Origin of the sequence: Sphingomonas gellani (assembly GCF_900110035.1) — a bacterium.
GTDB classification, from domain to species: domain Bacteria; phylum Pseudomonadota; class Alphaproteobacteria; order Sphingomonadales; family Sphingomonadaceae; genus Sphingomonas; species Sphingomonas gellani.
Genome location: NZ_FOCF01000008.1, coordinates 1 through 17,432, shown reverse-complemented (window position 1 = coordinate 17,432; position 17,432 = coordinate 1). Strand labels below are relative to the sequence as shown.

General features: G+C 65.6%; 22 protein-coding genes. 12 read left to right on the top strand and 10 right to left on the bottom strand.

The window, feature by feature from the left end:
* Positions 1-5: 5 nt before the first annotated feature.
* A complete protein-coding gene (locus BMX37_RS14380) occupies positions 6-524 on the bottom strand; it encodes a YceD family protein (RefSeq protein ID WP_093666470.1) in 519 nt (172 codons plus the stop codon).
* Positions 521-1,045, bottom strand: coding sequence for a ubiquinol-cytochrome C chaperone family protein (locus BMX37_RS14375; RefSeq protein WP_425288465.1), 525 nt, complete (start codon positions 1,043-1,045; stop codon positions 521-523). The genes BMX37_RS14380 and BMX37_RS14375 overlap by 4 nt, the downstream gene beginning before the upstream one ends.
* 132 nt (positions 1,046-1,177) lie before the next feature.
* On the opposite strand from BMX37_RS14375, the gene BMX37_RS14370 reads away from it, so the two are divergent.
* From BMX37_RS14370 to BMX37_RS14315, 12 genes are all read left to right on the top strand, one after another.
* Positions 1,178-1,678 carry an outer membrane protein assembly factor BamE gene (locus BMX37_RS14370; RefSeq protein ID WP_093666468.1) on the top strand — a complete coding sequence of 167 codons (501 nt, stop codon included), beginning with the start codon at positions 1,178-1,180 and terminating at the stop codon, positions 1,676-1,678.
* 115 nt (positions 1,679-1,793) lie between these two features.
* Positions 1,794-2,321, top strand: a complete 528-nt coding sequence (locus BMX37_RS14365) for an RcnB family protein (RefSeq protein WP_093666467.1) — start codon at positions 1,794-1,796, stop codon at positions 2,319-2,321.
* A gap of 138 nt (positions 2,322-2,459) precedes the next feature.
* Positions 2,460-3,086 carry a glycosyltransferase gene (locus BMX37_RS14360; protein WP_093666466.1) on the top strand — a complete coding sequence of 209 codons (627 nt, stop codon included), beginning with the start codon at positions 2,460-2,462 and terminating at the stop codon, positions 3,084-3,086.
* Positions 3,087-3,205: 119 nt separating this feature from the next.
* Positions 3,206-3,409 carry a hypothetical protein gene (locus BMX37_RS19025; RefSeq protein WP_139198095.1) on the top strand — a complete coding sequence of 68 codons (204 nt, stop codon included), beginning with the start codon at positions 3,206-3,208 and terminating at the stop codon, positions 3,407-3,409.
* Positions 3,410-3,792: 383 nt separating this feature from the next.
* Positions 3,793-4,245, top strand: coding sequence for a hypothetical protein (locus BMX37_RS14350; RefSeq protein ID WP_093666464.1), 453 nt, complete (start codon positions 3,793-3,795; stop codon positions 4,243-4,245).
* 170 nt (positions 4,246-4,415) lie between these two features.
* On the top strand, positions 4,416-4,643 hold the full coding sequence (locus BMX37_RS14345; RefSeq protein WP_093666463.1) for a hypothetical protein: 228 nt from the start codon (positions 4,416-4,418) through the stop codon (positions 4,641-4,643).
* Positions 4,644-5,129: 486 nt separating this feature from the next.
* Positions 5,130-5,360 carry a hypothetical protein gene (locus tag BMX37_RS14340; protein ID WP_170841987.1) on the top strand — a complete coding sequence of 77 codons (231 nt, stop codon included), beginning with the start codon at positions 5,130-5,132 and terminating at the stop codon, positions 5,358-5,360.
* A 2-nt stretch (positions 5,361-5,362) separates the two neighbouring features.
* On the top strand, positions 5,363-5,557 hold the full coding sequence (locus tag BMX37_RS14335; protein ID WP_093666462.1) for a hypothetical protein: 195 nt from the start codon (positions 5,363-5,365) through the stop codon (positions 5,555-5,557).
* Positions 5,541-5,735, top strand: coding sequence for a hypothetical protein (locus BMX37_RS14330; RefSeq protein WP_093666461.1), 195 nt, complete (start codon positions 5,541-5,543; stop codon positions 5,733-5,735). The genes BMX37_RS14335 and BMX37_RS14330 overlap by 17 nt, the downstream gene beginning before the upstream one ends.
* 3 nt (positions 5,736-5,738) lie before the next feature.
* Positions 5,739-6,035 carry a hypothetical protein gene (locus BMX37_RS14325; RefSeq protein ID WP_093666460.1) on the top strand — a complete coding sequence of 99 codons (297 nt, stop codon included), beginning with the start codon at positions 5,739-5,741 and terminating at the stop codon, positions 6,033-6,035.
* Positions 6,036-6,185: 150 nt separating this feature from the next.
* On the top strand, positions 6,186-6,374 hold the full coding sequence (locus BMX37_RS14320) for a type II toxin-antitoxin system HicA family toxin (RefSeq protein WP_212611457.1): 189 nt from the start codon (positions 6,186-6,188) through the stop codon (positions 6,372-6,374).
* Positions 6,375-6,447: 73 nt separating this feature from the next.
* The gene (locus tag BMX37_RS14315; protein WP_093666459.1) at positions 6,448-7,146 is read left to right on the top strand and encodes a type II toxin-antitoxin system HicB family antitoxin; all 699 of its coding nucleotides are present in this window, start codon (positions 6,448-6,450) and stop codon (positions 7,144-7,146) included.
* Between the two features lie 2 nt (positions 7,147-7,148).
* Here BMX37_RS14315 and BMX37_RS14310 read toward each other — a convergent pair whose 3' ends face one another.
* From BMX37_RS14310 to BMX37_RS14275, 8 genes are all read right to left on the bottom strand, one after another.
* Complete coding sequence (locus BMX37_RS14310) at positions 7,149-8,267, bottom strand: hypothetical protein (protein ID WP_093666458.1); 1,119 nt, start codon at positions 8,265-8,267, stop codon at positions 7,149-7,151.
* Between the two features lie 649 nt (positions 8,268-8,916).
* Positions 8,917-12,384 carry an SGNH/GDSL hydrolase family protein gene (locus tag BMX37_RS14305; RefSeq protein WP_139198094.1) on the bottom strand — a complete coding sequence of 1,156 codons (3,468 nt, stop codon included), beginning with the start codon at positions 12,382-12,384 and terminating at the stop codon, positions 8,917-8,919.
* A gap of 148 nt (positions 12,385-12,532) precedes the next feature.
* The gene (locus BMX37_RS14300) at positions 12,533-12,958 is read right to left on the bottom strand and encodes a hypothetical protein (RefSeq protein WP_093666456.1); all 426 of its coding nucleotides are present in this window, start codon (positions 12,956-12,958) and stop codon (positions 12,533-12,535) included.
* Positions 12,955-13,335, bottom strand: coding sequence for a ubiquitination-like system serine protease family protein (locus tag BMX37_RS14295; protein WP_244501612.1), 381 nt, complete (start codon positions 13,333-13,335; stop codon positions 12,955-12,957). The genes BMX37_RS14300 and BMX37_RS14295 overlap by 4 nt, the downstream gene beginning before the upstream one ends.
* Positions 13,332-13,838, bottom strand: a complete 507-nt coding sequence (locus tag BMX37_RS14290) for a TIGR02594 family protein (protein ID WP_093666454.1) — start codon at positions 13,836-13,838, stop codon at positions 13,332-13,334. The genes BMX37_RS14295 and BMX37_RS14290 overlap by 4 nt, the downstream gene beginning before the upstream one ends.
* Before the next feature lie 13 nt (positions 13,839-13,851).
* Entirely contained in the window at positions 13,852-14,319 is a 468-nt protein-coding gene (locus BMX37_RS14285) for a hypothetical protein (protein ID WP_212611456.1), read from the bottom strand.
* Between the two features lie 20 nt (positions 14,320-14,339).
* The gene (locus BMX37_RS14280; RefSeq protein ID WP_093666453.1) at positions 14,340-14,873 is read right to left on the bottom strand and encodes a hypothetical protein; all 534 of its coding nucleotides are present in this window, start codon (positions 14,871-14,873) and stop codon (positions 14,340-14,342) included.
* A gap of 67 nt (positions 14,874-14,940) precedes the next feature.
* Complete coding sequence (locus BMX37_RS14275) at positions 14,941-17,286, bottom strand: right-handed parallel beta-helix repeat-containing protein (protein ID WP_170841986.1); 2,346 nt, start codon at positions 17,284-17,286, stop codon at positions 14,941-14,943.
* Positions 17,287-17,432: the final 146 nt, after the last annotated feature.

The window sequence follows — 17,432 nt, the reverse complement described above, 5'->3', positions numbered from 1 at the left end:
GCCGATCAGCGCCCGGCCAGCTTGTCCTTCAGCGCTGCCAGGCCACCGAACGGTCCCGCTTCGCCCTCGCCCAGCACGCCCGCCGCCTTCAGCGCCGCATCGGCATCGGGCCCGCGCACGAACGGGTCGAGCGCCAGCGCCATGGTTTCCGCGGCCGCCTCGCCCAGATCGATCGCGCCGTTCTCGATCTCCATCGTGTCGAGCGCATCGGCGGACAGTTCCACCTCTTCCGTGTCGGTGCCCGGTTCCACGAACATCAGTGCGACCGGTTCGTCGACATGCGCGGGCAGGGGCGCGCCACTGGCGGAGCAGGGCTGCACCACATCGGCGACCACGCGCCCGCGCGCACTGACCCCGTTCGTATCGCGGCGGATGGTGAAGTGGCCCTCCAGCCGGTCGATCCCGATCAGGCCGAAGCGGGTGGCCAGCGCGCGCCGCTCCGCATCGTCGGCCTCGACCACCACCTCGCGTTCGCGATCGCCGATCGTGTCGAGCCGCTGCGGACGGGCGAATTCGGGGGTCACGGCAGGTTTCCTTTCAACAGAACGGGCAGCGGCGTGGTCGCGAGTGCGGAGCGCAGCGCATCCAGCGCGCCGGCGACATGGTCCAGCGCGGCAGGCGAAGGCGGCGCTCCGCGGTACAGGTTGCGGATCAGCGCCGGCTTCAGGTCGCCTGCCGCCACCCCCTCGCGGTACGCGCCCAGCCTGCCGCCCAGCGCGGCCATCATGCGCCCGATATGCTTGCCCACGGTGATGTCGCCGATGCCGATCTCGCGCAGCTGCGGGTCCATGTCGTCGACGAATCGCTCCGTCAGCAGCGCCGCCGGGCGTGCGCCGGCGGGATCGTCCTCCAGCCGCATCAGAACGGTCGACAGCACGGCGGCGATGGCGTCGAAGCGGCCGTCCAGCGTGTCCGGCACCTCGCCGGCCAGGTACCAGTGCGGCTGCCGCGCGCGCGCGACGCAGGCGGCATATAGCGCGTCCAGTCCCTTCGCGTGCGCGCCCACCCCGTCCGCCCGGCCGAAGATCCGCCCAAAGATGCCCACTCGTCCGCTGCCCCTCGCATGGCCGGGCGGCTTGTCTGCCCGGCGCGGAACGCATATCGAGGAGGTTGACGGCCGATGCAATCGCGCCCGCCCGCCGGTTGTGGCCGGTTGTTCCACGGAGTGCCAGTGTTCATGCGTCTGCCCGCCTTTACCCGCCACGCCGCCGCCGCGCTGGGCATCGCCCTGGCGGCAGGCGCCTGCACGCCGGTCCGTTCGCATCAGGGCTATATCGTCGATGCGGACCTGGTGAATTCGGTGCAGCCCGGCGTGGACAACCGCCAGTCGGTGCTGGGCACCCTGGGCAAGCCCAGCTTCACCAGCCAGTTCACGAAGGATGGCCAGGGCGGCGACTGGTATTATGTGGCGCGCGACAGCCGCAACCTGGCGTTCCGCAATCCCAGTGCGAAGTCGCAGCTGACGCTGCAGATCAGTTTCGATCAGGCTGGCAACGTGACCACCATTCGTCGCGGCGGGCTGGACCAGATCGCGTCCGTCGCGCCCTATGGCAAGACCACGCCGACCCTGGGCAAGAAGCGCGGGTTCTTCGACGACCTGTTCGGCAATATCGGGTCGGTCGGGGCGCCGGGCATGGGCGCGGGCGGCGGCGGTGGCGGCAGCCGCGATCGACCCTGATCGGGCGACCGCCCTTCTTTCGCGAAGCTGACGATCCGGTTTCCGCGCCGTTCAGCGCGGCGGCGGCAGAACACCCCCATGGCGGCAGCACGCCGCCGATGAGGGAGTTCATGCCATGAACAGGATTACCGGATCCAGGATCATCACGGGCCTGCTGATCGCCGCGGCGGCCGTGCCGGCAGTGGCGCTGCCGACGGTCGCCAGCGCGCAATCGCGCGAGGAGCTGGCGCGTGATCGTCGCGACATCCGCGAGGAGCGCCGCGACCTGGACCACGCCTATCGCTACGGCGACCGTGGCGACATTCGCCGGGAACGCGGCGACCTGCGCGAGGCGCACCGCGAATATCGCGAGGACCTGCGGGGTCGCTATGGTCGCGACGACTGGCGCGCCTATCGGGACCGGGATCGCGCCCTGTATGCCCGAGGCAACTGGCGCGCGCCGTTCCGGTACAACAGCTTCCGCCCCGGCGTGCGCATCGCTCCGAACTATTACGGGCGGGGATATTGGATCAGCGATCCCTATCGCTATCACCTGCCGCAGACCGCCGGGTACCAGCGCTGGGTACGACATTACGACGATGTGCTGCTGGTCGACACGCGGCGTGGTTACGTCGTCGACGTGATCCGCGGCTTCTACCGCTGACTCCCAACCGCCGCCCGATGCACGTCGGGCGGCGGATCGATATGGGATGGGTTCGCCCGATCGCCGCTTGCCAAGCGTTTGATGTTCAAGAATATGTGATCTGGAAGCGCTACCGGGGGGTCGGCGTGACGGGGGAGCATGTCGGGCATGGGCGTGGTCGATGCGGTGGCGCGCGAGCTGATGCTGTTCGCCGCGGTCATGCTGCTGATCGGCGGCATTGATGACCTGCTGGTCGACATGGTCTATTGGATCAGACGGGTGCGGCACGGGCCGGTTTCCGCCTTCCGCCTCCAGCCACCCGCCGATGCCGGGCGGATCGCGGTGTTCGTCGCGGCCTGGCAGGAGGCGGAGGTGATCGGCGCAATGCTGCGCACCGCACTCGATCGGTTCGGTGCCGGCGATTACCGCATCTATGTCGGCTGCTACCCCAATGATCCCGCCACCGTCGACGCGGTCGCGGCGGTGGCAGAGAGTGATGCACGCGTCCGGCTGGTGATCGGTGGCCGGGCCGGCCCCACCACAAAGGCGGACAACCTCAACCTGCTGTGGCGGGCGCTGTGCCGCGACGACATGGCCGATGGCGTGCGGAGCCGCGCGGTGGTGCTGCACGATGCCGAGGATGTGGTCCACCCGGAGGAGCTGGGCGTCTTCGCCGCGCTGATAGGTGTCGCCGATGTGGTGCAGATTCCGGTCCTGCCCCTGATCCACCCGAAGTCGCGCATGGTCAGCGGACATTATGCCGACGAGTTCGCGCAAGCTAATTAGGCGATGCCGTCGCATGGATCCTTTTTAGACAAATTCGTTGACCAGCTGTGGGGATGCGCTCATCTTGTTGGAGCATCGGGGGCATCTGATGCGTTGGAACGGGCGGAGAGAGGATGGCCATGCAGGTTCTGATCGACGCACTGAGTGCCGTAATGGCGACCGTAAGCCTGTCGCTGATTGCTGCGAACGTTTTCGTGATCGTAGCGACAATCTTCCACAGGCGACGCGTGGCGATGCACCTGCTGGCGCATTTCGCACGCGTTATTGCTCTGCTTCGGCTGAGCGATGGTACGGCTCCGTCAAGGCCATATCGTCGCTGGTAGCTTGGACCTCCCCTACTTCGGCACCATCAGTCTTTTCTGGGTCGGCGCGCTTGGTAGCGCAGTCGTAGAGGTGGGGGCTTGTTGCAGAGCAGCTGCGAACAATGAGGGTGAAATACCGTCTCGATATCGCAAGCTGCCGTATCTGTTTGTTAGAGGATTACTTGCGCTATCAGGCGGCACACTGGCTGTGGTTTTCGACTCGCCGACGGCATTAGCCGCCTTCTACCTCGGGGCTTCGGCGCCAATCGTTCTTGATAAGCTCGCGCAAGGTGCATTGCCGACTGTGCCCGTGAAGCAGGGTGGCCAACTCGAAGCCCCCTGAGCGCAGCATCAATGGCTAAGTCCGCCTGGAAAATACGGCGCACAGGATGGTCAACGCTAGTATGGCTACCCCCAATGCAGCCACTCTCTTCATGGGCGCTTGGGCCTACGCCAATGCCATGGAGCTGCTGATTGACGACATGGATCAACCAGGCAGACACCATCTGGGCGCGCCGTATGCGCTGCTTAACGGTTTCGCTCTCGAGCTAGGTTTTAAGGCGGCACTCCTCGCAGCGGGCGGGACCGAACGAGTTAACCGAGACATCGGCCACGATCTGTCACTCTGCCTTGCAGAAGCTGCAAAGGCTGGCGTGAGGGCAGCGTCCGACCCCTCCGTTCGGCGCGTTATCGAATTGATGCGTATACCGCATTTGCAACATCAGATGCGGTATGTGCCAGCTCGTGTCGAAAAGATCCTTTTGCCTGAACCCGCCTTTGCGCTGGCAACGCTGAAAGGATTGATTGATGCAATCTGGGTGCAGTTTCCCAGAATTGCGGACGAGATGCCTCATTAACTGATGATTTCGCCGTGGAGCCGTAAAAGCGAGCGATATCAACGAGGCTTGCCCGCCTGACCTGCAAATCCGCCGTAAGCAACATCAATGGCTTAGACGGGCAGGGGCAACGAGTTGACACTCGATGGCACTGAGCCGATGTCTACGACATGGCACCAGAAGACCGTCAGATGATCACGACCAGCATAGCCAATCTCTGGACCCACCAGACGTCGTTTATGGCTCAGGTACTGATTGCTCTCCAGGATGAGGGCGCACTTTCACCCCAAGCGATCCATCAGCTGCTTCGCCGCCTTGATGACAACGCCGACGCCTTGGATGGTGAGGATGATCGGCAGTATGCCACTGCGGCCCTAGCTTCCGTCCGCAATCTTCTGGATCGGTCAAGGGAAGGCTAATTTTGACGGACATCTACTCGGAGTTTGACTCCAAGCCGGCCTCGCACAGTCCTTGCGGATCAGAAGGTTACGTTGTCCAACCACCCCGGATACCACAACGGAAAACTGCCGCGCCCCACGATGATTGTCTAACCTGAGAAACCCGTCTGGCGGGCAGGGCAGTTCCTGACGATCGTCTTGTAAAAAACTGATCCTGCATAGTGCAACTAGTCCCGCTGCGGAGCTTTATGCGGGACATGCCGCCACCAAGTGACCCAGCAAGCGAGGTCGCCTTTGGACTTGTCGCCGCATATGGCGACGGGGCGCAGCGTGTGGTTTTGAACAAGATGCTGGCGTGCATACGCGAGCACGACCTTCAGGGTGCGAAGGCGTGGGAGGCTGTTGGTTGGATGGTCGACCAGGCCCTCTGGATCCACCTCGCCAGCCTATCGGAACATTCGGAGAACATGGTAGGGTTGCGCGATCCCGAGTCGCAATGGACCCACCATGAACATGGAACGCTATACGCCAGCCAAGCCCGCCTTCGGATCGTGGCTGATCGCACAAAAGGATAGGGGAGGGCTGCTCGGCCAGCTGGCGGCAGGCGCCGCGGCCGATCGCGGCTTCCCCAAGCACGGCGACCCTGATGCCGTCCGCAAGCGCCTGGTCGCGCTCCAGGCGGATGGCGACATGCACTCGGCGCTGGATGACGCCGAGGTCGATTGGCTGGCGTACTGAGCATGGGCCGGCCCAACGAACAGCGCGAGATCGAAGCGCGCATCATCGCACAAGAACTGATCGCCGACGTCGGCTACCTCGATGCCTTGGACTGGCTGGAGGATCTGCTCGCCGAGTGCGACGACCAGCACGAGGCCTTGAACCTCACCTACGTGATCAGCGCGGTAGAAGCCGCTTCCCATGGCCGACTGCACTGACAGCCGCTGCCGCATCTGCACCGCCAACGACGAAGACGGCTTGATCGAGCACATGGCGGAGCAGCTGTGGGAGGGGACGCGGGTGTTGGACCTCCCGGCCTGGGCGGAGGCTGGCGAGTTCTGGCAGGAGAAGTACCGCGACCATGCCGCGATCTTCATCCGCGCCTCGCGGGCGTAAGTCGTGGGCGCAAACACCCGGCTCGACAGCCTGTCGGACCTGATCAAGCACAAGGCCAACGTGAAGCTAATCTGCCCGTGTGGGCGGGTGCATATCTTCGACGCCGAGCGCCTCAACCGCTATGCCCTGCTGCGAAGCTGGAACACGCAGCTGGAGGCGCTGCGCTACCGGGTGCGGTGCACGGAATGTCAGGGCAGGGGAGTGCGCCTGAAGGCCACGCCGGAGCCGCCTACACTGGCCGATCCGTTCCCGCGTACCGAGGTGGAGTGGAAGCGGCTGCACCGTCGTTTGCGGGGGTGAACGGCGCCTTTCATTCGCGTTCACAGAGGGATAGCATTTGCAGGCGCCTTCAACGGACGTGTTCCGCCCATGTTTTCTGCGTGGGTATATATTTGGTATTGCAGTCGTATGCTCGCTAACGTATATATTGCGTATAGCAAGGAGCATCCGATGATTAGCAGCCGCGAAGTGATAAAGGTTCTGAAGGCCAACGGGTGGGAGCAGGTCGCGACGCGAGGCGATCACCACCAGTTCAAAAAGGACGGGGTCAAGGTCACCGTCCAGCACCCGGTCAAAGACCTCTCGCTCAGGAACATCATCAGCATCGAGAAAGCGACCGGGATAAGGCTCCGGCCCTAAGGGGCCGGGTCAGCCGGAAGGCCCCCAGAACTCATATCAACACCCGCGCCTCGCGCACGGCAAGGAACAGGCTATGCCCGCAGTCTACTATCCCGCTATGATTGATCGCAGCGCCGACGGGTTCGGCGTAACCTTCCCCGACTTTGACGGCCTGGTCGCTCACGGCGCCTCCATCGGCGCAGCGTGCATCCAGGCCGAACAGGCTCTCGCGCTTCACCTTGAAGGCATGATTAGAGACAAGGACGATATTCCGGCACCCTCTGACCTCGAAAGCATTGAGATGGTGGAGGGCGCAGATGATGTCGCTCGCGTGATGGTTCGCGCCGACATTCCCGTGAAGGTTGAGCGAGTTTTGGTGTCTATCGACGCCAACCTCCTGCGGTCGATTGATGCGGTAGCGCCTAATCGTTCGGCGTTCATCGCCGAGGCTGCACGAGCAAGGTTGCCTCATAGACCAGGATCTCCCCCGACCCAAGCAGCGCTCATCATGCGCCCGCCTCATCCCGACAGCCGGTACGCGAATTTGGGAAACCTCATGTTCCTCGTGCCTAATGATGGTCGCTTCAAAGTGGGCGACATCGTGCAGATCTCCGCTCAGCCCGAAAAACCAGAGTACGGCCCAGCTGCGGCCGACTTCGCTATCCGCATCGTCCAGTACCGTCACAGCGTTGGTTTGAAGTTCTCACCGCCGAGGGACGAGAGTCTGCCAAAGCTGGACGGTTATCATGAAGTCACAATCTATGCTGAGTATTGCGAACCAGAGCAGGATTGAGATCAGGGGGCAGTGCAGCCCGGCCCCAGGTGCAGCACGGCCTTGCCCTTCAGCAGCGGCGTCCCGACCGGCAGCTTCAGGTCGCACGCGTCAACCGTGATCGTCGGTATACCGCCCTCCGTCTGGAACAGCGGCGTGGCGTTGCCGCTGCGGGCGATCAGGCGGCCGATGTGGAGGCGGGTCGATCCCTGCACCTGAACATGGGCGCACTCGCCGCGCCCCGGCTGACACGGGTCTATGCTGGTGATCGTGCCCCAGTCGCTGTCGCCCCAGACCTTGAAGTTGCGCCGGTTCCCCTCTGCGGCCACGCGGTTCAGCGTCGTGCGGACGCTCTTGATGTCGTAGCCGGCATCCCGGTTCCAGCCGCTATAGCCGTCCGTGATCGTGACATCGTGATAGCCCTTCTCCGTCGCGATCCCGTCGCCGTTGAAGATATCGCCAGTCGACTGCATGCCGCGAATGTAGAACCGACTGATCGTCCACGGCCCGCCATTGTCGTTCGCGTTCTTGCCCGCCAGCCCGATCCCGGCCGGGACCTTCGACGATTGCGTGTTCGGCCTGGTCGCCTCGATCCGCACGTCGGTGATCGTGCCGGAAGACGAACCGCGGAAGTAGAAGCCGCCCGGTCCAGCGTTCAGGCTGGTGACGCGGGCGATCGTCACGCGCGGGGTGGCGTCGCTGCCCTCGAAGTTTCGCAGGATGAAGCTGGCACCGTCCGCCTGGATGTCGCGCAGGGTGAGGTCGGGCACCACGCCGCGCGGCCGGCTGATGGTGCCCAGCCCGGTGAAGCGCATGTTGGCGATGCTGCCTCCGCCAGCGCTGAAGTTGCGCGTGGTGGCAAAGGTGCCGGGACTGGTCAGCCGGGGAGCAGCCGGCGTGGCAGCCACGGACAGCGCCTCCGGCTGCGGCGGGCACACGCTCTTCGGCCCCACATAGACCAGCGTCTGCCCGCAACGGGTCAGGACGGTGCCCCTGGAGACGCCGAGCGCCTTGGCTTGGGTGGAGACGATCACCCGACCATCCCCGCTCTTGTCGGGCAGCGGAGCGGTGACGGTGACGACCTGCGCGAAAGACGCACACGGCAACAGGCTCGCCGCGAGGGCGAGGATCAGCTTTTTCATGGTGATGGGTCCTTCTGGACTGCGGACGGCGTGATGCCGCCCGTCAGACTTCGGCGATGGTCATCCGCCCGCCGGCGACGGTCACGACTTTAGGCGCGCAGAGCATGCGCGCCGTTGACCGACTCGAATATGGCCGGGCAGCTTCTGGACTCGTGATGGCCGGAGCCTGAGCCCGGCCGCGCTAGTAGCCTTGCCCGTCCGCTGACCGCCAGCGGACGGGTGCTTTATCGCTAGTCCCGCCAGCGCCACCCCGCCTCGGTGCGGGCAGCGGTGTAGCGGGTTGATCGGCGTTGCAGTTTACGAAGGAGCATATGCGCTTTGCTTGGTCCTCCGCTCTCTGGCTGCGTGAAGAAGATTCGGCATCCGATCATACCGAGGCTCAGCGGGAGCAATGGCATCATCACCACGATGAACCCGTAGAGCACGACAGGATGCGAACCACCAACGCGCCGGACGCTGATTCTGGTACTGATTTGGTCAGTCGCGGCAGGCGTTGGTTCGCCGACCGTCGACCCTAGTAGCTCCCTTGCGTACACGTATTCCCCCAGTCGCGGCGAGTAGTCGGCGCGGCTGGGGGTTAGGCGAGCCTACCACCCAAGGTCTAGATGACAACAAGGTCATTTCGGATGGATCGCTAACCCAAACGACTTCAGTTGATGACGGTGGTCATGCTGGTCACGCGGCCCGAGTAGACGGCACCAGCCTTGGTCTGTACCACATCGTAGGTCCAGGTTCCGGCGACCGCAGAGGTCATCCGAACCTGATCGCCATCCGGGAACAGCGTGCCGCTGTTGTCCACCGCGTTGTTCAGCTTGATGTTCTGGATGGTCACGGTCGAACCGGTCAGCGTCGTGACACGCGCGGCGAAGGGGTTGCCAGCCGTGCCAGTGGGCGAGGTAGTGTTGCCGGTCGCTTCGAAGACCGCCGCTGGCACGCCTTCCTTGTTGGGAAGCGGAGTGGCCGTTCGCGCCACAACATTCTTGCAGACCTGCGAGACGACCTGCGACGAGACATGGGTCGCAACACCACCCAACGTCCAACTTTTATACCCACCCTGAGCGGAGAAATTGGCCTGGGCGGTCAGATCGTAGCTTCCCAGCGTCACGCCGCCCTGGTCTACGTAGAGCACGTCGCCGAGCCGCCGCACGGTCATGCCGGAGACGGCATTGTACGGCGCGAACATGTTGAGCGTGGCCAGCGTGGCACCCGTTCCCGCCTCCATCTTGTAGAGGCTCAGCGTGCCGGCAGGGCCGATCCGCAGGCCCATCCAGTTGTCAGCGTCCTTGCCGTTCACCACGAAGGTCGGCGAATAGTTGGTAGAGCTGATCTGCTGGCTGAAGCTGATCTGCTGCTCTGCCGCATGCGTCGGACCAGCCGGCTGCTGCGGGGCGGCATAGAAGACCCGCCCTGTTCCCGAGCTTACCCTCATGACGCCGCGCTTCGTCGCCGCGCCCGTAGCCGTGCCGGCCTGCGCCTGGACCACCTGCGTGCCGGTTCCATACTTGGTCCAGTTGGCGTTGGCCGACAGCTCCTCCGCCACGTCCGAGGCCCGGTACATGCTGTCGCCGAAGCCGGTGTAGGCGTACGTGTTGGTGATGTTCATCGCCAGGCTGACCGGCGCGTCGCGAAGGTCAAACGGGGTGATGGTCGCGGTGATGTTGTCCACCCGATCGGCGTCGGCGTCGTCTGGCACTCCGTAGTTGAACGGCGTGGCGCGGGACATCTTGCCCGAGCCATCTACGGTCCAAGCGGAAACATCGGCTCCGCCCGTCAACTTCCAGTAGCCGAGCTTGCTGGCTACCAGCTGCACCACAGGCGTGGTTACGCCGTCGCCTGCGAACGACTGCTCCGCTTGCGTGCTGATCGTGGTGCCGGCTGGCAGGCCTTCATCGTAGAGCAACCGGGTCTGATCGGTCAGCTCGATCAGGCGCATTGCTGCAATATCGACGGTGAAGGGTGTGGCCGAGGCACCGTAGCTGAGGAACACCACTGCCTGACCCGTACCGGTATTCAGCGCTTTGAACGGCGGTGTCCGATAGCGTCGAACGAAGGCGGCGTTGGGCAGCACCAGCGGCGTGTTGTTGGTGCCACCGCCATCATCCGTCGCCCATCCGACGTGAGACGAAGCCTGCGTCGCAGTCGTCGTGCTACCGTCGCGCGTCGAGGCGCGGATGAAGTTGACCTTGTCGGCCGCCGACTTCTCGATCAGGACCTCCAGCGCATACCATTTGCCCGCCGTGACCGATGGCGGGGCCGTGACGGCAATCGTGACGGTATCCGGGTCGGTCCCGGTCATGGCCGTGGGATCGACGGCGACACGGACATAGTCCAACGCCGCAGACCCCTGCCGGCTGTTGCCGGGCACCTTGTTGAGCTTGGAGATCGTCACGGTCGACAGTCCGGTGCCTCCGCGCGAGGCGGTCAGGCCGGTCGCCAGTGCCGAGCCAGCCGCGAAGCCGGACCCAATGGTGCCGCCGGTGCCGGCCATGGTGCCAACGGTTCCCAGCAGATTGTCGGACGCCGCGGCGTCAGGCGGTGTGACAGCCTTCATGTAGGGCGAAAGGGCGTTGAGGAAGACCGTCTTCATCACCTCCGCGCCGGCGGGACTTTCGTGCGTCTTGTCCGTCCGGACCAGGCCGGGGATCGGCTGCACGTCGCCATTCGCATCGGCCTGCGTCATGACCGAACGGAAATCGAGGACCGGAATGCCGTTCGTATCGGCCCACGTCTTCATGGCCGCATTGACCGCCGGTATGATCTGCTTGGTGCCACCAACGGCCCAGATGCTGTCCCCGTTCGGACCACGCTCCCACAGGTTGTCGATCACCACCGCCTTGCCGGGCACGCGGCCATTACGACCTGAGATAATCAGCGAGATGAGTGCCTGAAACTCGGCCCCATAGGTAGCAGGCGTGGTCTCTTGGCGGAGTGATCCGATAGACGAATTGATGAGCACGACATCGGCGTCGCTGGCGAGGACGCGATCGACCCGCTCCAGCATCGAACTGAATTTATCGCCATCGTTCGAGAAGCACATGCCGTTGAGCTTGAAGTTGCTGTCCGGCGAGCCGGCGTCGAACCAGATCGGATAACGGAAGCCGATGGTCTCCGATCGCGCGTGTTCGAGGAAAGCCATGCTCTGCCGATAGACCGCCCCGCCGGTGTAGCCCGACGAGGACAAGCCAACGCCGGACCCCTGACGGAAGCGGGAGGCACCCAGCGTCGCCAGCATCCAGTTAGCGGGCAGCGCATTCAGGCGCTGGAGGTTGAGCGGCTGGCCGGACGCCGCCACCGTTTCCGACACGGCAAGCGTGGCCGTCGCGCCGGTCGCATCGGGGGCCTTCAGCACGTAGCTGTAGTCCGCTGCCGTGGTGTAGTTGCCCTGCACCGCATTGCCGACGATCGCCCGGCCGGCAGGCAGTGTGCCGCTCGCCAGCGTCAGCGAATAGGGCGAGGTGCCACCGGTGATGGATGGCGAGAAAGCCAGGCCGGTGCCGACTGTGGCGCTGGACGGCGCGCCGTTGATCGCGAGGCTTGGCGTAGGTGTTGGGGTGGGGGCGGCAGCCGACACCGTAGCCGAAGCCGAAGTTGCTACGACGTTGCCAGTTCCGGTGTTCTCCAGGACCAACGCGCCGGCCGCGCCGGGAACGATCGTTGTCCCCGTGCCGATCGCTGTTCCGTTCAGCAGCCAGCGGCGGCCCAAGATAGAGCCACCATTATTCATCGCACCATCGATCCCGGTGAAGGTGGCATCGGCGCTTCCACTGCCGGGGCTAATCGAAGGGTTGGAGGTGAAGGCTGGCACCGCGCCCGCGACGATCGTGACAGCGTTGCTGCGCGGACTGTACGTCGCGCCTGCCAGCGTTTCGGTCAACGCGGCCGCCGTAGTGCCGGGTGATCCCGACCCGTTGTAGGTGTAGGTGCGGGCGGCGCTGTTCACCGCCAGCCCGGACAGGTTGCTGGCGATGGCGGACCCGGGCGTGGCGTTCAGGATCGTGCCCGATGACGCAACGCCCGCGACCAATGCCCCCGACAGGACGAGGTCGCTGAGCGCAGGGACATAGGGCACAGATGCGCCGGCTCCACGACCGCTACGGGTCGGGATGTTGTAAGCCATAGGTGGGTTCTCCGGGTGGCGGGGTGGTCAGCGGGGCCAGGCGTCGACGGCGAGTTGCCGGCGAGCGTCACAGCGGGCGAGGTCGGCGCGGGCGGCGCGGATCGTCGCCTCCGCATCGGCAGAGGTGGCGGAGCCGTCTGGCTGCCGCTCAGTTGGGGTCGGCAGGCACCTCTTCCTCGCTTCCGTCGGTACGGGCGGGATCGTGGGCAAAGAGGCTGGCGTCGAGCGCATCGATGCCGCGCACCCGGTCAGCGCCAAGGCACACAGCCCGGCCAGCAGCAGTCTGGGCATATTCCCTCACGGTGTTGGTGGAATGGAGGATGATCGGCTCGCGGGTGGCGAGGCGATCGGCATAGGTGGCGGTCGCCTGCGCGTGGCGCGTGGCGTAGCTTCCTTCCGCCTTGGCCAGCGCGGCGCGGCCGTTCGCGGCGTCCAGCTGGCGCGCGGATCGCTCGGCCAGCAGGTCAGCACGGTAGCCGGCCCGCAGCTGGTCGAGGCGGGCCGCCCAAAGGGCGAGCAGCAGAACCGGGATCGCGGGCCAGAAGCGGCGTAGCAGTGCAAGAGCCGCCGTCACTTGGGCCACTCCGGCAGATCGACCGTCTGCCCCGCCAGCGCGTGAGTGCAGTCCGACAGGAACTGGATGCGGCCGTCAGTGACGAAGGAATGGCAGACATCACAGGTGAAGTGGTGCGGCTCTTTCCCCTGCTCCACACGCTCGCGATTGGCGTCGCACCAACAGCGCTTGCCCGCTTGACTGGGGATGTGGTGTCCGGTCCGGATCAGGACGGAGGGAGTGAAGGTCGGCTTGTCGGGATTACCGTTATAGCCCCACGACGCACCATGCCCTTCAGGGCCGACGCGGATCGGGTGGTTGCTCTGGCATCCGGGACACCAGAACGCGACCATGCCGGGCCCGTAATCGGCAAGGACCGCTGAAAGCAGCCGGGTCACGCCTCATTCCTCGACAGCGGCGCACCCGACGCTGCTAGCTGCACCGGTGCGCCGATCACCGGCCGTCCGGTCGGCCATCGCCGCGCAACGCACCGGTTCTTCGCGATCCACGTCAGGCTGACGCAATCGCCCTGGTTGCCGCCCAGGACCCGGTACGCGGTCGCGTTCTCGCCCGCATAGAAGCCGACATGCCCGCCGCCCGGCCGTTCGAACACCAGCACCGCGCCGGGCGCGAGCGTGTCGGCTGCGAGGTTCTGGCCCCACGTCGCCCAGCTCTTTGCCCGCACCGCGATCGGAGCGGGCGCAATGCCCACCTCGTCCATGCAGGTGGCGACGAACAGACCGCACCACGGCACGCTGTCGGCATTGTAGACCATGCCCAGGACCTTGGTGCCGAGCCGCTTGGCCCACCCCATGATCGTCGGGCTGTTGGCGGGCCCGGCCGCTTCACGCGTGCCGAGCTTCGCCCGCGCGGCGATCAGCCACGCTGGTTCTTTGGCCATGGTCGTTCTCCTGTCAGGATTTGGGCGGGAAGATGTCGTTGAGCAGCTTGGCCGTGCTCTCGGCGTCGCCAGCTGAAACGGACGGCCGTGCGGTCGGGCCGGCTTCCGGTGCGATAAGGCCGCCCGTCAGACGCTCGATCTGACGTTCGGCCAGGGCGAAGATGCCTTCGCCCAGCACACCCAGGCCGGCACCGATCATCAGCGCGTAGAGCGGATCCGGACTCTTCTCGATGACGACGCCTGCCGATAACGCCAGAGCGATTCCGCTGACCGGCACGTCCAGCCGCCAGCGGTAGGTCTTGCGCAGCGATGCGCCCGCGCCGATCCACCAGCGCGCGGCACCACAGCCGAACACGGCCGCGACCATGCTACCCGCTTGGAACGGGCTGCCGAAGAAGGTCCAGATCACCGGCTCGGCCGTTGCGAGGGTCGCGCCCGAGTTGCGTGCCGCTGCTGCCGCGACGGGGATGATCGCGGTCATGCTTGCCCCCAGGCGCCAGATCATCGCAGCGACACCACGGCAATCGCGGCCAGCATGCTCGCTCCCGCCAGCCACATCATCCGCTGCACGATCGGCCACGTCTGCCACAGGTCGAGCGGGAAGGGCTGGCGGCGCAGCTGGCGAAGCATGCCAGGGAGCGCCAGAACTGACACGAACAACCCCGACAGGCCGCAGGTGACCGCCACTGGATCAACGAAGCGCTTCGCCGTCAGGAATGCAGCGGTCGCCTCCGGCTCGCGCGGGTCCCAGCCCCACAGCGTCACCGCCTCCGCGCCGCAGCGGAGCGCGATGCCCGTGGCGAACAGCATGATCGACGCCCGCCACACCCAAGCAGGCGAAAGCCGTCGATCGGTCTTGCGATAGCGAAACCAGTCGGTGCCGAGCGTCACCACTACCATGAGAGCGATAAGGCACCCGGCCGTCATCGCACCCAAGTTGAGAGCAACCAGCCATCCCTGACCGTCGAACGAGGGCGGGGCGAGCGTCTTTGGCCCGCGGGCGACCGCCTGCGCGGCATAGCTAGCGTTGTTCATGGACGCGCTCTTTCCCGCCCGGCCTCACGGCCGCGCGTGTTGATGATGGTCATGGAGGTTCCCTCGTTTAGAGCGAGACGGCCGAAGCCACGCCGAACTGCCGCTCGATCCGGAAGCGGATCGCGTCAGGGCAGTCGCGGTCCAGGACCGCAAAGCCGTACATCGGCCCCTTGAAGTAGCTGGTGAAGTCGTTCGACACGCCGTCCCAGCGTGCGCCGACCAGCGCCTGTTCGGTGGCGAGCGGGTAGGTGTTGTTGATAGGCGCGCCGGTCGACCCGTCCGCCGGCAGGATCTGTACCGCGTTGGAGCGCACCACGCGGTCGAGGGTGCGGAACGACAGCACCACCGGCTTGCCGGGTGCGGCGCCGACGCCGTCCGAGGTGCCGTTCGGGCCCGTGCAGCGGTAGGTGACCGAGACACCACCTCGCACGCCGAACCAGAAGGTGCCGTTGCTGCTGTTGGTGCCGCCATCGGTCGACGCCGCCCGGCGGCCGAAGAACAGCGCATAGGCCGGAGCCGTGCCGGCATCCTTCGCCTTCTTCAGCGCGAGGAAGGCGGTGAAGTTGGGGAAGCGGAAGTCACCCGGCTGGCCCAGATTGTAGCAGTGGCTCGTGCCGTTGAAGTCGAGGCAGGTGTAGAGCCCGTCGAGGCGGAGCGGCGCCCGCCGATCGGGATCTGGCTGCCACAGGTGATGACCGCGCCCGCTCTGGTCGGTGACCGCCGCAACCGGGTCGCCCAGCTGCGCCGGGATCGTCATTGCCGTATCGGACCAGAACTGCGCCTGGGAGAAGTCGAACCAGCAACCGTTCGCGTTCGGATAGTCGAATGCTTCGGCCGGCCCGATCGCGGCATCGTCGACGTCGAGAATGGTGACGGCGAGCGGATAGGCGCGCGACGGATTGCCGTTGGCGTCGATCGCCTGGACCGTGATGCGCAGCGTCTTCGACCCGTCGGCCGCAGGACCGTTGGCGACGTCGTAATCCTGCGCCTTCATCAGCACCGTGCGACCGGACACCGCGAACTTGGCGCTGTCAGGTCCCTCGACCACCAGCGTCGCGTTCTCCGATGCGGTGAAGGCGAACGCCTGTGGCTGGTTCTCCGCGATCGACAGGGCCGCGCCCGAGGCGTCGATCGGCACCACCGTGACGGGCTGGCCGGGGACGCGGTAGCGCAGCTGGCTGATCGTCGGCGAGACCGCGTCGTCATGGTCCCAGGTGCCGAACAGCGCGTCGTCGTTGCCCTCGCTGTCGAACATCGCAACCGAGGCGCCTTTGGTGACGCCGGCCTGCGCCGCGGCGTCCACCGCCATGAAGCCGGTTTCGAAGATGTGGAATGGCGACCAGGTGAAATCGGCTGCCTGCGTGAACGTGCCGCCCTGCACCAGCACGCGGCTATTCCCATAGGCATAGACCTGCCCGATCGAGCCCGAGCCGACCTTCCACGGGTTTATGCCGATGCAGTTCAGCAGCAGGGCGACGCCCCACATGCGGAAGTTGCGCTTGTTGCCCTCGCCCTTGCAGCGGACCAGCGTGATCTGGCTCTTGAAGTCGTAGCCGCCATCGGTGTTGTTCCGAGCGACGCAGTCTTCCAGGACGATGCGGTAATTGCCTCGCTCGCCCGAAAAGCCGTCGGCGTTCCAATAGTCGGTGCCATTGTCCTGATAGTTGTTCTCGGACACGCAGCGGCGGAAGGTGATGTCGTGCGCGGTGTCGTCGATCTGGAAGCCGGTCGACCAGTTGTCGCCGTCCTGCCGCTGCGCGTCGGCATGGCAGTCCTCGATCAGGACGTCGTGGCTGTCATAGCGCACGATGATGAACTGCTTGGAATAGCCATGGCCCGTGCAGCGCCGGATCGTCAGGAAGCCGATCGTCGCGGTGGAGCCAGTGCTGGCCGAGTTCTGGATCAGCCGGCGGATGTTGTAGCCGTCGATGTCCTCGAACGTCAGGAAGCTGTTGTTCTGGCGCAGGCGGATGCAGGTGCCGGCATCCTGGAACGTCAGGTTGCGGAAGGTCAGGCAGCTGGCGCCGGCGTTCAGCCAGATATGCTCGCCGCCGACCGCCTTGCCCTTGCTCCAGTTCGGCGCCCGGTCGCCGACCATGACCGCCTTCATGTCCTGGCCGTTCACGTCGACGCCGCGCACCACCACCGGCTTGGCGACCGTGCCGCCCCGGCTGACGATCATCTGCGTCGGCAGCGTGTACGGGCCGGCATCGGCGCGCAGCCACACCTCGCCCCCGATCGCGGCCGCCTGCGCGACCATGCTGTTCAGCGCGGTCAGCGGCGCGGCGTTCGCCCAGTCGGAGCCGTCACCACGCCCCGACGCGGCAGGTGCGATCCGCAGCGCCTGCACGGATGATGGCGGGCAGTGCCCGGCCAGCATCGCCAGCGCAAAACCGCCATGGACCGCGAGCATCAGCCGACCACTGCCGTGTCGCCGGCGAGCAGCCATTCGCCCGGGCGGATGCACTTGGCATGCAGGCTCGCCCACTGGCCGGCGGTGCCGTTGTGGCCGAGCCGGTGGTGCAGCACCTCACCGTTCGCCGGCACCAGCCGGACGGG

Bases quoted from the DNA above. Each gene is read 5' to 3' on its own strand.
- BMX37_RS14370 (WP_093666468.1), top strand. From the start codon at position 1,178: ATGCGTCTGCCCGCCTTTACCCGCCACGCCGCCGCCGCGCTGGGCATC.
- BMX37_RS14365 (WP_093666467.1), top strand. From the start codon at position 1,794: ATGAACAGGATTACCGGATCCAGGATCATCACGGGCCTGCTGATCGCC.
- BMX37_RS14360 (WP_093666466.1), top strand. From the start codon at position 2,460: ATGTCGGGCATGGGCGTGGTCGATGCGGTGGCGCGCGAGCTGATGCTG.
- BMX37_RS19025 (WP_139198095.1), top strand. From the start codon at position 3,206: ATGCAGGTTCTGATCGACGCACTGAGTGCCGTAATGGCGACCGTAAGC.
- BMX37_RS14350 (WP_093666464.1), top strand. From the start codon at position 3,793: ATGGCTACCCCCAATGCAGCCACTCTCTTCATGGGCGCTTGGGCCTAC.
- BMX37_RS14345 (WP_093666463.1), top strand. From the start codon at position 4,416: ATGATCACGACCAGCATAGCCAATCTCTGGACCCACCAGACGTCGTTT.
- BMX37_RS14340 (WP_170841987.1), top strand. From the start codon at position 5,130: ATGAACATGGAACGCTATACGCCAGCCAAGCCCGCCTTCGGATCGTGG.
- BMX37_RS14335 (WP_093666462.1), top strand. From the start codon at position 5,363: ATGGGCCGGCCCAACGAACAGCGCGAGATCGAAGCGCGCATCATCGCA.
- BMX37_RS14330 (WP_093666461.1), top strand. From the start codon at position 5,541: ATGGCCGACTGCACTGACAGCCGCTGCCGCATCTGCACCGCCAACGAC.
- BMX37_RS14320 (WP_212611457.1), top strand. From the start codon at position 6,186: ATGATTAGCAGCCGCGAAGTGATAAAGGTTCTGAAGGCCAACGGGTGG.
- BMX37_RS14315 (WP_093666459.1), top strand. From the start codon at position 6,448: ATGCCCGCAGTCTACTATCCCGCTATGATTGATCGCAGCGCCGACGGG.
- BMX37_RS14310 (WP_093666458.1), bottom strand. From the start codon at position 8,267: ATGAAAAAGCTGATCCTCGCCCTCGCGGCGAGCCTGTTGCCGTGTGCG.
- BMX37_RS14305 (WP_139198094.1), bottom strand. From the start codon at position 12,384: ATGGCTTACAACATCCCGACCCGTAGCGGTCGTGGAGCCGGCGCATCT.
- BMX37_RS14290 (WP_093666454.1), bottom strand. From the start codon at position 13,838: ATGGCCAAAGAACCAGCGTGGCTGATCGCCGCGCGGGCGAAGCTCGGC.
- BMX37_RS14285 (WP_212611456.1), bottom strand. From the start codon at position 14,319: ATGACCGCGATCATCCCCGTCGCGGCAGCAGCGGCACGCAACTCGGGC.
- BMX37_RS14280 (WP_093666453.1), bottom strand. From the start codon at position 14,873: ATGAACAACGCTAGCTATGCCGCGCAGGCGGTCGCCCGCGGGCCAAAG.
- BMX37_RS14275 (WP_170841986.1), bottom strand. From the start codon at position 17,286: ATGCTCGCGGTCCATGGCGGTTTTGCGCTGGCGATGCTGGCCGGGCAC.